Below are 15,046 nucleotides of genomic sequence, written 5' to 3' on the forward strand. Positions count from 1 at the left end.
CTCTCGGACAATGCACGACCGTCGCGATCGACAATGCGAATGGCCACACCGTCCATCGGCCGACCGATCTCGACCAGGCTGATCCTGTCGCGGGCCGTCGCGGGCGGCCGCACCGCGGCACCCATAGTCAAATGATGGCGGTCGACCTCGTGCACCCGCATTGCGTCGCCGGGGTGCGGAAACGCCACGCCCAGCGAGGCTTCGGCAAGCCCATAGCCCGGGAACATGGCCGCGCGCCGCAGCCCGAATGGTTCCATCCGATCCTGGAAGTCGCGGCACAGATCGGCACTGATGGGCTCAGCGGCGTTGAATAGCAGGCGGACGCAGGTCAGATCCCAGTCGGCCGCCGCATCCGGTCGCAGCAGCTTCAGGAAATGCTTGATGCCGAAATTGTTCGCGCACAGCACGCTGGCGCGATGCGCCGCCGTCTTGGCCAGCCACAGTGACGGCCGCTGCACGAACAGCCGAGGAGGCATAAGACATTGCTGCGCACCGAGCGCGAGTGGAATCAGGTGCCAGCCTATCAGCCCCATGTCATGGGTCAGCGGGAACCAACTCAGGAACACGTCATCCCTGGTCATGCGGGCACTGGATGCGAAATCGGACAGATGCGTCAGCAGATGTCCGTGCCGGAGCACCACGCCCTTCGGCTCCCCGGTCGATCCCGAAGAAAATTGCACGAACGCGATCTCATCCGGTTCGGCAGTGGCGTCGATTTGCCCCGGGGCGCCCGTATCGGACGAGGCCGTTGCAAATGAAACACCGCGTATGCCGCTTTCAACCCGATCGGCCAACAGGAACGGCTGGCGTAGCAGACCCAGGATGCGTGCCAGTTTCAGCCGATGTTCGTCATTCGTTGGCGGCTGCACTGGTACCGCGACCATGCGGCCGAGCAGACAGGCCCAATAGGCAACGACAAAGGCGTGCGGATCGGCCAGGGCCAGGACCACTTCGTCGCCGGCACCCAGTCCATACCGCTGCAACACACCAAGCAGGTTGGTCGCCTGTGACATTATGACAGGGTACGGATGAAACAACTCGCGGTCGGAGCCGCTTATGAAACGGATGCCGGCGCCTTCATCAGCTTGTCGCAACAGTTCGACAAGGTTTTTGGGCGCGACTTTCCCAGCCGAGAGCACGCGCGACGGTGCCTCTGGTTGGAGCGACAGTACCGGTCTCAGGCACTCGTCCACTTCTCCCTCATCCCTCTCAATACCCCCATTTTTCGCGGGGTCGATGCGCTTATGCAAGAGCGGCAGACGAAAACCGCATTATCAATTGACTAAAGGGTAGGTCAGAAGCGGCGTGCGGCAGGCAGCAACGCCACCAGAGAACATTCCGCCATCAAATAGGCCGGCATCCTGCCATGCGTGCGATCCAGACACATCGACGCGGGAGGCATCGTTGCCTGCTACGACAACGATCGGACGTACGGGCACCGTGCCCCGGTGGATACACTTCCGCCAGCGCAAAATCCGATCGTGACATTGGTAACAAAACCATCGGTTCGTTGGCACTGCTCCGCGCCCACGTTCGCGGAGCGACACAGCCCACCTTCCGTCAGGTGTGCACATCTGGGCTGATCCTGGTCCGTAAGACGAAGCCGACTGCAACGCGACAGGATCAGACGCGGCGACCGACACGCCGCGTCCGACGTAACGAAGCCTCAGGCAGCCGCGGCGGCTGCCTCGTGTGCGACGGTCGCCTCGTGTGTGGCGGCCGGCTCGTTGTGTTTCTTGCGGTACTCTTCGTAGTAATGTTGCCGCATCGCGTCGGGATCGAGATTAAGCAGTGTGCCGCCTGACTCGAAATGCTGCATGAACACGTGGCCCAGGGCATAGGTCGATGCCGCCGCCGCCGCCGGCTCGACGAACGTGCTGAGGAACGTTCCGAGCACGGGGAATACCTTCAACATGCTGGCAACAGGCGCCGCGACCAACACAGCGCCACCGCTGCCGACGACCACGCCGACGATGCGTTTCACCGCATCGGCGCGGAACGGCACGTCGTAGACCCTGGCAAGCTGCTGGACCAGCCGCACCTGCACCGCGGTGATCGCAGCCAGATCGAGAAGCGGGATCGGCACCAGGCCCGCGCCCGTTGCCCAACCGACTTTCGACTTGATGATGCGCAGGGCCTCTGCCTGTCGAGTGTTTGCGTCTGACATTGCCTAATCCTTTTCCACCCTGGTCTGTCCAGCAACATGGCGGGTCATGCATGACCCGCGGGAAGTCCATTCGCTGATAGTGCCCACTCATAACGGCTACGTTGGGCCATGGCAACCAAAACTGGTGCTTCTTGTTGGATGCGCACGCACGCACACGGTAACGGGGACAAGGCCCTGGGCCAGCACCGCTATCAAGCTGGTTGCCCGGGGCAGCGGACGCGTTTCGGTCGTCCCGGCGCGTCATATTGTGCCTGTCGCAGGCTTTGAAGGGGCCGAAGGTAAGCATTGCGTCAGGCCCTAAACATTAACGAATGCCACCAGCCAGGTGGGCGCCGACACCTCGCAATCCGCCGACAGGTTCACACAAAAATCAAATCGTACGCCCGAATCACTGCAGGCGAATCATGCGTCTCCGCCCCGGGATTTACCCTGTGACCGCGCGCTGCCATGGGAGAATCATGCAATCATCACCAAGCCAAGTAAAATTCATCTTCCTATTAATACGAATCTAAAAATAAAATGATGAAATCTAAAAACAAAGCAAATCGAATCTAAAAACGGAAACAGATCGATGCACGAACCGTGCGCGCCACCATTCAGTTCCCCCTGCTGCGCGGCATTTCATCGACACTTGAAAATCGTAACAATTGCACCTACAACGCTTCGCATGCCACCACCCGTCCTGGAATTGCCAAATGTATAATTCTGAACTCCAGGCACGGCGCCGCCGGCTGACCACCATCCGATCACCGCAGCACCGCGCCCGGATCGCATCGGCCATCGCCGCCTCGGTCACGAGGCATGCCGGTGCGGCCATGGCGGCAACACGATCGATCCGTCCGACGCCGCGAACGCAATCCTGATCGAACCCGCGGGGCGTCTGGTCGCCCGCTCATTCCCCATAACGCATGCAACACATAAAAATCGGGATCGGGAGAGGCGTGCATGACCATCCGGAAGAGATCACGGCCCGCTCATCCCGGTATCGGCGCCTTTGGTGCCCTGCTCGCCCTGCTGAGCGCGGGCCCGGCGTTCGCAGCGCCGCCATCGACACCGCCAAGCGGCACCGTCGGGCAGCAGCAGTTGCAAAACACCAGCGACCGAGCCGCGGGTTTCGCGAGTCAGGGCTATGTCCCCAGCCAGGATGTGCCGCCGCAATTGGCCGGAGTGACGCTGACGCCGGCGCAGCAGCACATGACCTTCCAGATCGCCGATATCGTCATCGAGGGGTCCACCGTGTTCCGGCCGGAAGACTTCAAGCCGCTGACGCAGAGCCATATCGGCCGTCAGGACACTCTGGCGGACATCTACGGATTGTCGGACGCTATCGCCGCGAAATACCATTCGGCCGGCTATCCGTTCACCCAGGTGCGGGTGCCCGGACAACGGCTCGCCAACGGGCGGCTCGTCGTACGCGTCACGGAGTTCAGCGTCGGCGAGGTGGATTTCATGCTGGATGGGCATCCCGTGCCCACACCGCCGGCGTTGCAGCCGGTGGTGGCGCGAATCCTTGCCACGCAGCCGGTCCGGACGGCGACGCTGGAGGCAGCGCAGGCGGCGGCGGCCTCGATGCGGGACATGCGTTTCGCCACCGCACGGCTGCAGCCGCTGCGTGAGGGCAAGCTGCGGATGACCGTGCTATTGGTCCGCCCAGGCGACACGGGCATCGCCATCCAGCCCACGCTTGGCGCCGCCGGCACCGGCGCCGCCGCCGGTGCAGTGCGGATCGATCTGCGGCAAATCCATGTGGTCGGCGGCAGCACACTCACCACGGCCGATCTCGCGCCGATCTACGCCGATGCGCTCGGCCATGTGGTAACGCTGGGTCAACTGCACGACATCGCCCGCCGTATCGCGGACCGCTATGTCGCGGCCGGCCATTTCGGCACCACCGCAGACGTGCCACCGCAGGTCGTGCACGACGGCGTCGTGACGATCGAAGTCCGTGAGCTGATCGTCAACCACGTTCAGGTACACCTGAACGGCAATCTGGTCGCACCGGGCGATCTTCTTTACGACGCGGCGAATGCCATCGCCGCGGACAAACCTGTCCTCACCGCGTCTGTCCAGCGCCAGCTCTACGTGTTGAACCACATTCCGGGCGTGCTGGTGCAAAGCGTCATTCCGCCCGTCGTCGACGATCCCGCGGCGGATGTCTACCTGACCCGCAAGCCGATCACCTTCACCACCGCGATGGACAATCGCGGCAGCTCGGTCGCCGGGCCGCTCGAGATCGGCGCGATGGTCCAGGAAGATGGACAGCTTGGCCTGAACGAAGAAATCCAGTTGATGACGCTTAAGCCGCTGCCATTGAAGGAACTGACCTATGCCGCCATTCAGTGGATTCAGCCGCTGACGTCCAGCGGCCTGGTCGGCACCTTTATGTACAGTAAGACCGAAGCCTACCCCGGCGCCTACCTGGCATCCAGCGACATTGCGGCGCTGGGTGATATGGTGAGCCTGGGCCTCAGCTATCCGATCGTCGCCAACGTCCATCTGTCGTCGCTGTTCACCGTCGGATTCGATCTCTTCAATAACTCTTCCAGCGCTCTTGGCGGCACGCTCACCACCAGTGACGAACGCAGCCGAGCGGCGAACATTGGTTTCCTGACAACGATCAATGACAGCCTGGGCGGGGTGACCACGGCGAGGACGGTGTATACGCAGGGGATCGACGGGCTCGGCGCGCGGCCGAACGGCGATCTGCTCAATGCCCGTCCCGGGATCAAACTGAACGCCGGCAAGTTCCTGTTGGATATTCGGCGCGACCAGCCATTGCCGTTGGGCCTGCAGCTCAGCACCGGCCTGAAGGCGCAGCGCGCCCTGGCACCGCTGCCCGCCGCGCAGGTGATGACATTCGGGGGGGTCGATTTCGGCCGTGCATACGACAGCGGTATCATTTCCGGCGATAGCGGCGTCGCCTGGAAGATGCAGTTGTCCAAATTGATTCCGACAGGCAATGCCATCGTGCCGGTCATACAACCTTACGCCTTCTACGACATCGGTGAAATGTGGTCGGCGATCGCCACGCCAGGCTTCCCTTCTAGCGCGTCAGCGGCCTCGACCGGCATCGGCGTGAAGATATTAACCAGTCTGGGTCTGGGTGGTTCCGCTGAAGTGGATTTCCCGTTAACGCATGGGGCGACCGTGCAACCAGGCGAGACAAGTCAAAAAACGCCGCGAGTCTTTTTTCTCGTTTTCGCACAATTTTGAGATGGAAATAAAACGAGACCGCATGATCCGACGCGATAGCTTCTTGCAGCACTTGGTCAGCTGTAGTAGCAGACCCGTCTTGGTAGGTTCTTGCGCAAGCCTCATGATCTGCGCTCGGCAATCGACAGGGGACAATGGATAACGTCGCCCGCGGCGAAAAAGCACGCCGACTAGCGCATAGCTACGTTGGCTGGGCAGTGGGCGCGGGACTGATCCCGTTCCCGCTGGTGGATGTCGGCAGCCTTGTTGTGCTGCAAGTGAAGATGCTCACCGAAATAGCCGAGATATATGAGACGCCACTGGGGCGCGAACGCGCGCGCACCCTGGTAATGAGCACGATGGGCAGCCTGGCGCCACAAGGCGTTGCGCTTACTGGCATTCCGGCACTGCTCAAATTCGTTCCAATCCTTGGTACCCTCCTGGGCGTTGCCGTCATGCCGGCCGCGGCGGCAGCCAGTACCCTTGCGCTGGCGGAGATCTTTATCCGACACATTGAAACGCATGGTCGTGTACCTGATCGCGCGTGGCCGCAACTCACCGATTCCCAAGCCGCGTCACCGAACTTGCCGCTGGCGCCGTCGTCAGAGACGGCCATCCCATCGCCAACAGCCGAATTCGCAGTTAACGAACCGGCGGAGCCGCAACCGGCAGCGACCGAACCGGCCGCACCTGATGGACCGGCCGCAACCGAGGAACCGAACGCCACCGAACCAGCTGCCGACTTGGCGGTGGTGGCCGACCCATCGTCTGACGAACACACAACGGACAGCACGGCGGCGATCGCCCCCGCTGACGAGCACACCACACAATTCATGCCGGAAGAACCAAGCGACGAGGTCGTGCCGTCTGATCCCGCATCTACCGAGCAGCCGGTTCGACGCGGCCGCTCGGCCGCGCGCACACGACGCCGTTCGCCGCCGACGGAGACATCATGAGCGGCATGCAGGCTCCTCTCGACGCCAGCACCGCTCAACCCACCCCGGCAACTTCCAGCGCGCAACGTAGCCGGGCATGGCTGGCAAGCAAGATGCGAAAAGGAAACGATGTCCGGCGGCGCAGTCATTTCGGACTGATCATCGCGCTGGTGATGCTGCTGATGGTCGCCGTGTTCCTCCTCCCGCTGAGTGTGGTGTTCGTCGGGCCGGGCAGCGGCGGCGTGCTGTGGAAGCGTTTTGCCGGCGGCACCCAGTTCCAGACGGCACTGGGCCAAGGCTTCCACCTGATCTGGCCGTGGGACCGCATCTACATCTACAATTTGCAGTTGCAGCAGTGGCACGATGATCTTTACGCACTGACCAGCGACGGGCTGTCGCTGTCGGTGGAGGTCGCCACGCGCTACCGGTTGTCGGCCCAGAACCTTGCCTATCTGCAGGATGCCGTGGGACCCGACTACGTTGCAAAGGTCATCAGTCCGCAGGTCGGTGCCGCGGTGCGCAAACTGATCGCGCTGTACCCGGTCGAATCGCTGCTGGGGCCACTGCGCAACCAGGTGCAGGAGGTGATCTTCAACACGCTGACCGACCGTAGCCGTCTGAATGAGATCGGTGCCCTGGACGCCGATACCGGTTCCGATCGCAGTCCGTCCGAGGCGCATCCGGTGCAGGACTCGGGAGCGTCGAGAGCAAGCCGCGACGGCCACGTCAACACCAAGGTCAACTCACTCAATCGGCCGCTCATCCTGCTGCAGGACCTGCTGATCAGCCGCATCGTCATGCCGGAGCCGGTGCAGACGGCGATCAACGCCAAATTGGAGGAGGCGCAGCGCGCCCAGGAATACAATTACCGTCTGGCCGCGGAGCGTGATGAGGCCGAACGCCAGGCGATCAAGGCAGAGGGCATCCGGCGTTTCGACGATATCGTCGGCAGCAGCCTGACCAAGAGCTATCTGACACTGCGTGGCATCGAAGCCACCCAGGCGTTGGCGTTGTCACCGAATGCCAAGGTGGTCGTGGTCGGCGGCAGCCAGGGTCTGCCGCTGATCCTCAACACCGGGGACAACAACGCCCTGGGCAGCGGCGCTACAGGCCCCGGTGTATCCGCGACACCATCAGTCCAACCAGCCGCCGGCGTGCCACCGAAGCCAGTGATGCCGGAAGCCAATCCGTCGACCCCCGTGCCCATCGCGCCCACCGGTACCGGCAAGCCCTGAGCGTTGAGTGGCCGCCTCAGGCCCTTTGTCTAGGGGGACGGTCCCGACCGATGCCGGTCAGCCCCAGACGATCGCCCTCTAACGGGCGTCCTGACTCTGATTCGACTGGGTGAACCAAGCAATCACCTCGGCCGCCCGATTGAAATGAGGCAGGTGATCCAGCACGTTCGCCTCGCGCCATTTCGGTTCATACGGCCCTGTCTGCAAAGTCGATAGGTTCTGCAGGAACGCCGCGGTCATGGCCGAGATCATCTTCTGTCGCGGCGAACCCGCCGGTTGGATCGCAGTCACCAAAAACACCGGGCTGGCCACTGTCGGCACGATAGTTCCTGCCGGAACCAGGCGCGGATAATCGGCATTTTCCAACATGGCGGGCCGGAACCAGGGTGACAACCAGTTCTTCGCCTTGTCGTCCCAATTGATCGGCACATAGTGCAAATTACCCACCACCCGAATGTCGCGAAAGACATCGGCGGGTTTGCCAGCAACAAAGACCACGGCCGCCGGATCGCCGCGCGGTACGCCATCAAGTGCCGCGGGAATCGGTCGATTGTCGTATTTCGGATGAATGCCGAGCAGTTCGAACATCCGACGTGCGATCACGTCGCTACCGCCACCAGGCGGCCCCACGTTCACCGTCAGGCCATCGAGCGCGTACACGTTCTCGATCAGTTGCGTCGAGAGAATATGCGTTTCCTCGAAATAGAGCTCGCTCACATAGGCCAGGCGTTCAGCGATCTGCGGCAGCCAGCCGGCGAGGCGCACCGCGTCCAGCATGATGCCCGACACCACAGCGGCATCGATGAAGTCCAGTTCGACCAGATCATACGGTATCTGATATCCACCGGATGTTATGACTGGAAAAATGCGCGGCGCATCCGGCGCGTAACTGGCCAGCACGTTGGCCATATCGTTGACGATCTTGATATAGGTTCCGATCAGCGACCCGCCCATGACAGTAACCACGTCGCGGCCGGACCGCACCATCGGGGGCATGACCGCCGGGTCGGCTGGCGCTGGGACGGCTGGCGTTGGGGTCGGAAGCGCTGCCTGGGCTTCAGACCCTAGAAGCAAACTTCCCAGGCCCAAACCCACATTACGACGCCCCACCAATCTAACGGGTATTTTCCCCATGCGACTGGCACTACCATGGGTGCATTCCTCGGTCCAGCAGATGTTCGGAAGCCTTTGCAGCGGGTGTGCGGCGCCAGATCGCGGCCCTGGTGGGCGAATTCCATTTCGCCGCCGTCGGTCTCCGAGAAGTCGCGATCACCTGTTGCCCGAATTGCTCTACGACTTGGGAAGCGAACCTTTCGCGGTCAACGAGCACCACGTCCTTGCCATCGTCGAGCCGGAACCGATGACGCGTAACCCGTTCGACCGGCTCCTGCCAGCGCAATGTCAGGCCGAGGGTTTGCGGTTGGTGACAATCGATCGGATGCGGCTTCGCAAGCGGTGGCGCCGCGATGCTGGCGCGACCTTCATGCTCGATCGCCCCACTTCGGAGCACGCCAAGCAGGCCAAATCGCTTTGTTCGACGACGTCGGCCCGGGCCTTTCCCCGATCAAGATATTCGAGTGCGAGAGCAGATTCTACCAAGCCGTGCCGAGCTGCCCACATAATCCTTGTTTTACTAGAGGCTTCGTCCAGATGCCCCCCTGTTCGACCACCGAAAGACACAGGGCGCAGGGACTATGCCTGGACTACCGAACTGTCGCTGAACGGCGCTCGAAACAAAATCATCGCGCCCCAAGAGTCCATCCGGAACTCCATCGAATCTTTAAGCGGAACAGAATACTTGATGTGATGAGTAACGCATCCGCCATTACCGGGTTCATCTCGCCGCTATCCAGTCATTGCATCGACACCATTCGCAAATTCTCTCAATTCAATCTTGTTTAAGCCTCTCGGGCGCGAGCAATTCCGGTCTCCGCTGCGGGGCTGCTATGTAGCCTCGATTGTAAACGGGCGCCAGGTGCACTTAATTTATCTTCAGATGTTTTAAAAGGCAGGCAATATAACGGATCAAATCGCCGCAATCTGTCGGTTGTACCATACGCGACCGCTCCTCGCAGGTCCCGGGAATGGGCGTTGCTCCTGGATCGATGTCGCAACTTCCCCCGATAGAAAAACCATAAACCGAATCTCATTGCTGCATTCCTGCACGTTCAAGTTGTAGCTCAGAGCGACGACGCTATGTTTCGTAACGGTATAAATTCGATCAGCGCTTGGTTTCCAAATGTTGGTAAATGGCTCACCAGCCCATATTTCTCACGTGAATGCGTTACATCGGACTTTTGCCGATCAGGGATGCCAATATCGATATGGGGCGTCTCTTGCCCACATCCCGACCGTCCCGTCCATCGATCGAGACCCGCCGGTTTTGGACGCCATATGGGAAATCATGAAAAAACTGTAATGTGACCCGCTCAAAATTCGAGAGTAACTCCATCACACTATAAAGTGCCGAATAATCAAGGGAAACCCGGAAAGGGATACCCAGAAGACAGGGATGGGAAGGTCGATGATAAATATCAAACCGTGTGCACTATCCGCGCTTTTCGCGGGAAGTTCGTTGATAGCCCTGGCAACGTTCGTGCCGGCTCATGCCGCCGATGAGGGGCCGATCAAGATCGGCGTTGTCAGTGAGGAAGCGGCGATCGTCGGGAAGGCGATCAGCGAGGGTGCGCAACTCGCTGCCGACGATATCAATGCGGCGGGCGGTATCAACGGCCGCAAAATTCAAATTATCACCTACGACGATCACTCCTCGGCTTCTGATGCCGTCCGCGCCTATCAGCGTGCGGTGCAGCAAGACCATGTATCGGCGGTGGTAACGACTTTCATCAGCGAAGTCGCGCTGGCGATCGAGCCGTGGGCGGCGCGGCTACACATACCCACTATCACACCGGCCGCGGCGAGTGACCTGATCAGCAAGCAGGTGCATGACAAGTACAGCCAGTACAAATATATGTTCGAAGGTTGGTTCCCTTCACCGATCCTGGCCCAGACAGTCTGCGATTCCTCGCACGACCTGTTGGTCGACAAATTGCACATGAAGACCGCGGCGATCATGAGCGAGGATGCCGACTGGACCAAACCGCTCGACGAAGGCTACGCGTCCTGCCTACCCAAGAGCGGTTTGACGGTTGTGGATCAGATCGCGTTCAATCCGGACACTACCGATTTTACGCCGATCTTCAACCGCATCGAGGCCAAGCATCCCGATGTGATCATCAACGGCATCGCCCACGTCGGCGTGCAGCCAACGGTGCAGTGGCAATCACAGCAGGTGCCGATCCCGCTGGGGGGTATCAGCGCTCAGGCCACCAACCCGACATTCTGGAAGGGCACCAACGGCGCCGCCAACGGCGTGATCACCCAGTCCGGCACCGTTCCGGGCCTGGCGCTGACGTCGCTGACCGTGAAGGTTGGCGATGAGTTTCAGAAGAAATACGGTCATTTCCCGGCGTTCGATGGTTTCACCGCCTATGACTCGGTCCAGGTCATCGCCCAGGCGATGCAGCGCGCCAAATCCACCGATCCCGACAAGGTCGTGGCCGAGATGGAAAAGACCGACATGGAAGGCACCCTCGGCAAGGTCGCCTTCTATGGTCCAAACGACCCGTACACCCATGCTCTGAAATACGGGCATGACTACACCACCGGCATCTTCATTCAGTGGCAGGACGGCAAGCAGGTCTGCATCTGGCCGGAAGACAAGTGCCCCAACAAGATGGTGTTCCCCTCTTTCGTAAAGCTGCCGGACCAGCAGGCTGCCACGAAGTAGCGGCTGACCATGCCGCCGGACCACACGGCCGTTCCCGGATTGATGCCGGGGACGGCCGCGTCCTGACCAATCGCTGCCGGACCCAAAACGAGCAGGAAAAGCTTTGCGCGGATTACAGATTTTAATCGACGGGTTTGCGATCAGCTCGCTCTACGGCATCGGCGCCCTTGGTTTTACCCTGCTGTTCGGTGTCTGCGGCGTGCTGAACCTGGCCCATGGCGGGATCATCCTGGTCGCGGGTCTGTTCGGCTGGTGGTTTGCCTCGGAATACGGCATCGGACCCTATGGTGGCGCGGCCATCGGGATACTTGCCGGACTGATCGCGTCATACATCACCTATTTCCTGGTGGTCCGGCCGATCCAGCGTTCCCGTGCCATTCCGAAATCCGAGGAAGAAATCTTCGTCCTGACAGGCACCCTGCTCTGGGGCGTGATGATTCAGGACGGCATGGACTACCTCTTCAGCAACAATCCGGTGACGATGCAGCCGCTGCTGCCGGGGGTCATCAACCTGTTCGGCGTGCGAACGCCGCGCAACGAACTGCTGATCGCCGGTATCTGCTGGGCGGTGATCGGATTGCTCTATCTGCTGGTCAATCACACGCGGATCGGCAAGCAACTGCTCGCCGCCGCCATCAATCCCCGCGGCCTCACCCTGCTCGGTTTTCAGCTCTCGCGTATATATCTCGTTGTCTGGACGATCTATGGCCTGCTCGCCGGATTGGCGGGCGTGCTGCTGGCCTCTTTCTTCGGGGTCAGTTCCGACAACGCCGGCAATTTGACGGCCAGCGCTTTCACCATCGTGATTCTCGGCGGCCTCGGCAGCGTCTCCGGTTCGCTGATCGCCGCCTACGTCGTCGGCTATGCGGAGACGCTGACCGCCTATCTCCTGGCGCCGACCCTGCGGCCAATCCCGGCGCTGCTGATCCTGATTCTGGTCCTCTACATCCGCCCGCGCGGTTTCCTGGGACGACGGTGAAAGGACGCATGCGATGACCCTGTTGCGCCGCCCCGGACCCTGGATCGGATTGCTGCTGGTCCTGCTCGCCGCCACCGCGCCGGGATGGTTGGGAGCCTACTATCTCGGTGTTCTTTCCACCGCGTATTATTTCGGCGTGTTCGCCATGTCCTGGGACCTGTTGTTCGGGTTCGCGGGTGAGGTGAACTTCGGTCCCACCTTCATGATCGGGACCGGCGCCTATGCTGCCGGCCTGATGAACAACGCCGGCTTCGGCATTCCGCTGTGCATTGCCGGCGGTGCCGCCGCCGCGGTGGTCGGCGGCCTCATTCTCGCCCTGCCGGCGCTGCGTCTGCGAGGACCCTATTTCGGCCTGGTCACATTGGTCGCGGTCTTGTTGTTGCTGGACTGCATCGTCATCTTCGCCGGCGTCACGGGGGGCGAGATCGGCATGATGGTGCCGTCCATCCTGTCCGTCAGCGCGGTGACGAACTACTGGTATGCCTTTGGCTTCCTGGCGATCTCGGCGGTGATCCTGTTTGGCCTGTCACGCTCCTCGCTCGGGCTGATCCTGCAAGCCACCGGCCAGGACCGCATCGGCGCGGCGGCGCTGGGTTTCAACGTCACCAAGCATAAGCTCGCCGCGTTCTGCATCAGCGCGCTGTTTTCCGGCGTGGCGGGCGCCATGATCACGTTCTACGAAGGCATCGCCTCCGTCGACACCGTGGTCAGCCTGGCCCTGACCGTGCAGATCGTGATCGCCGTGGTGTTCGGGGGCCGCCGCACGATCGTCGGCGCGATCATCGGCGGCATCTTCCTGATCCTGTTCAACGAACTGCTACGTCCCCTCGGCCAACTCAACAGTTTGGTGGTTTCCGGCATTGCGTTGGTGGTGATCATTTTCTTCCCGGACGGTGCGTTGGGTTGGATGTTCCACTCCCGGGACGAATCATGATGCTCGCGACAGCGCCCACCCTGGACGTATCCGGCCTGACCAAGCGCTTCGGCGGCCTGATCGCGGTGAAGGAGATCGGCTTCACCATCGCTCCCGGGGAAATACTCGGCCTGATCGGTCCCAACGGTTCCGGCAAATCAACCGTGATGAAGCTGATCATGGGGATCGAGCGGCCCGATGCCGGCACCGTAAAACTGGCTGGCACCGACATCGCGGGCTGGCCGACCCACCGCATCGCGCGCCAGGGTGTGGGCATGGTGTTCCAGCATTCGCGCCCGTTGCCGCGGCAGACCGTGCTGGAGAATATCAAGCTGGCACTCCTGCCGGACTCCTTGTTTCGGCTGGCCGCCGAACCGCACGTCGATCACCGCGCGCGTGAGATCGCCGAGCGGGTCGGCCTGGGGGCGGTGATGCATCGCCGCCCGCCGACGCTGCCGTTCGCCGACCTGCGCCGCCTGGAAATGGCCAAGGCGCTGGCACGCAATCCCAAAGTCGTCCTGGTTGACGAGCCGTTCGCCGGCCTGACGTCCGGTGAGGTCGCCGTGTTCTCCGAATTGATCGAGGGGTTTCGCCGGGAGGGCCACGCGGTCTTGCTGGTGGACCACAATGTGAAAAGCGTTGCCGCCATGGTGGACCGCGTGCTGGCCATGTATCTCGGCCAGCGCATCGCCGAAGGCACCGCCGAAGAGGTCATGCGGGATGAAACGGTCCGTCGCGTCTATATCGGCGGCAAGATCGAGGCACATCCGCGCAAGGAACTGGACAACAAGGGTGGCGAGGCGCTGCTCGATGTGCGTGGCGTCGACGTGTTTTACGGCAAGGCGCGGGCACTGCAGGAGGTTTCCCTGCACGTCAACACCGGCGAATTCGTTTCGGTGGTCGGGTTGAACGGTGCCGGCAAGACCACGCTGTTCAATGCGATCTCCGGTCTGGTTCCGTTCGCCGGCGACATTCATTGGTCAGGTAACAGCCTGAACGGCCGCGACCCGGCACGCATCGCGCGCGAGGGCATCGTGCAATGCCCGGAAACCCGTGAACTGTTCGGGGACATGAGCGTGCGCGAGAACCTCGATCTCGGCGGCCAGCATCTGCCGCGCGCGCATCGCGAGGAACAACTCAATTGGCTGCTGGATCTTTTCCCGATCCTGCGCGAACGGCAGCACCAGCAAGCGGTTACGCTGTCGGGCGGCGAGCAGCAGATGCTGGCGATCGCCCGAGCCCTGATGATGCGCCCGAAACTGCTGATCCTGGATGAGCCGACGCTGGGACTGGCGCCGGTCATTCTCGAACAACTGTCCAATGCACTTGGGCGCCTGCGGGAAACGACACCAATCACCGTTCTGCTGGGCGAACAGAATGTGACCTTCGCGTTGCCACACGCTGACCGCGTCTACGTCCTGGAGCACGCGCGCGTCGTGTGGGAGGGCGATCCAGAGCGCTTCGCTGCTGAAATGGGAGCAGGATATTTGTAATATCAGGTGTCGATAGTCATTCGCTAATCAGGGAGCTGTCCTACGGACCCGTTAATTGACCTATGGTCGGATTGGTCTCTTACCGAACCCCCCGGTTGCCCTGATGGGATGGGTCCGGGTTGCCGCGCGACAATCAAGGTGAGAATCCCCGTCAATCAGGATGAGAAGGTTTCCCGGGCGTGGGGTGTAGGGAGGGCGTAGCCCGACCGCAGGCCCATGCCCGGGAAAAGTCGGCGTGCCCTCGCGGGGGCAGCGGATCGTCTGGTGATCGTAACCGACCGGCTATGGGGATGGATTTTCTCATCGAGGATCCACCCGTTGCCCGGCCGCCATGTCACCGAT

Annotated in this window: 11 protein-coding genes; 8 read left to right on the top strand and 3 right to left on the bottom strand. The window is 61.6% G+C overall.

Features of this window, described 5'->3' with window-relative positions; all coding sequences use genetic code 11:
- Window positions 1-1,013 (bottom strand): AMP-binding protein (locus GSQ89_RS27135; RefSeq protein ID WP_158931145.1); only part of this gene is annotated, 1,013 nt, incomplete at its 3' end.
- 15 nt (window positions 1,014-1,028) lie between these two features.
- Between GSQ89_RS27135 and GSQ89_RS27140 the strand changes: the two genes are divergently transcribed.
- Window positions 1,029-1,286 carry a hypothetical protein gene (locus GSQ89_RS27140; RefSeq protein ID WP_158931147.1) on the top strand — a complete coding sequence of 86 codons (258 nt, stop codon included), beginning with the start codon at window positions 1,029-1,031 and terminating at the stop codon, window positions 1,284-1,286.
- Window positions 1,287-1,666: 380 nt separating this feature from the next.
- Here the strand turns inward: GSQ89_RS27140 and GSQ89_RS27145 are convergent, their stop codons facing one another.
- Window positions 1,667-2,167, bottom strand: coding sequence for a YcjF family protein (locus tag GSQ89_RS27145; RefSeq protein ID WP_158931149.1), 501 nt, complete (start codon window positions 2,165-2,167; stop codon window positions 1,667-1,669).
- Between the two features lie 945 nt (window positions 2,168-3,112).
- Here GSQ89_RS27145 and GSQ89_RS27150 point away from each other — a divergent pair.
- The 3 genes from GSQ89_RS27150 (at window position 3,113) to GSQ89_RS27160 (ending at window position 7,529) form a co-directional block, all read left to right on the top strand.
- Complete coding sequence (locus GSQ89_RS27150; RefSeq protein WP_158931151.1) at window positions 3,113-5,380, top strand: POTRA domain-containing protein; 2,268 nt, start codon at window positions 3,113-3,115, stop codon at window positions 5,378-5,380.
- 134 nt (window positions 5,381-5,514) lie between these two features.
- Entirely contained in the window at window positions 5,515-6,315 is an 801-nt protein-coding gene (locus tag GSQ89_RS27155; RefSeq protein ID WP_158931153.1) for a YcjF family protein, read from the top strand.
- 92 nt (window positions 6,316-6,407) lie between these two features.
- A complete protein-coding gene (locus GSQ89_RS27160; protein ID WP_158931155.1) occupies window positions 6,408-7,529 on the top strand; it encodes a prohibitin family protein in 1,122 nt (373 codons plus the stop codon).
- Between the two features lie 78 nt (window positions 7,530-7,607).
- Here GSQ89_RS27160 and GSQ89_RS27165 read toward each other — a convergent pair whose 3' ends face one another.
- Entirely contained in the window at window positions 7,608-8,483 is an 876-nt protein-coding gene (locus GSQ89_RS27165; RefSeq protein WP_158931157.1) for a TAXI family TRAP transporter solute-binding subunit, read from the bottom strand.
- A gap of 1,621 nt (window positions 8,484-10,104) precedes the next feature.
- Between GSQ89_RS27165 and GSQ89_RS27170 the strand changes: the two genes are divergently transcribed.
- The 4 genes from GSQ89_RS27170 to GSQ89_RS27185 all read left to right on the top strand — a co-directional run bounded on the left by GSQ89_RS27170 (window position 10,105) and on the right by GSQ89_RS27185 (window position 14,704).
- The gene (locus GSQ89_RS27170) at window positions 10,105-11,319 is read left to right on the top strand and encodes an ABC transporter substrate-binding protein (protein ID WP_254073388.1); all 1,215 of its coding nucleotides are present in this window, start codon (window positions 10,105-10,107) and stop codon (window positions 11,317-11,319) included.
- A 103-nt stretch (window positions 11,320-11,422) separates the two neighbouring features.
- The gene (locus GSQ89_RS27175) at window positions 11,423-12,298 is read left to right on the top strand and encodes a branched-chain amino acid ABC transporter permease (protein ID WP_158931161.1); all 876 of its coding nucleotides are present in this window, start codon (window positions 11,423-11,425) and stop codon (window positions 12,296-12,298) included.
- Window positions 12,299-12,311: 13 nt separating this feature from the next.
- Entirely contained in the window at window positions 12,312-13,232 is a 921-nt protein-coding gene (locus GSQ89_RS27180) for a branched-chain amino acid ABC transporter permease (protein WP_158931163.1), read from the top strand.
- Window positions 13,229-14,704 carry an ATP-binding cassette domain-containing protein gene (locus tag GSQ89_RS27185; protein WP_158931165.1) on the top strand — a complete coding sequence of 492 codons (1,476 nt, stop codon included), beginning with the start codon at window positions 13,229-13,231 and terminating at the stop codon, window positions 14,702-14,704. The genes GSQ89_RS27180 and GSQ89_RS27185 overlap by 4 nt, the downstream gene beginning before the upstream one ends.
- The last annotated feature ends 342 nt before the right edge of the window (window positions 14,705-15,046 follow it).

The organism is Acidisphaera sp. S103 (genome assembly GCF_009765975.1).
Lineage (GTDB): Bacteria > Pseudomonadota > Alphaproteobacteria > Acetobacterales > Acetobacteraceae > Rhodopila.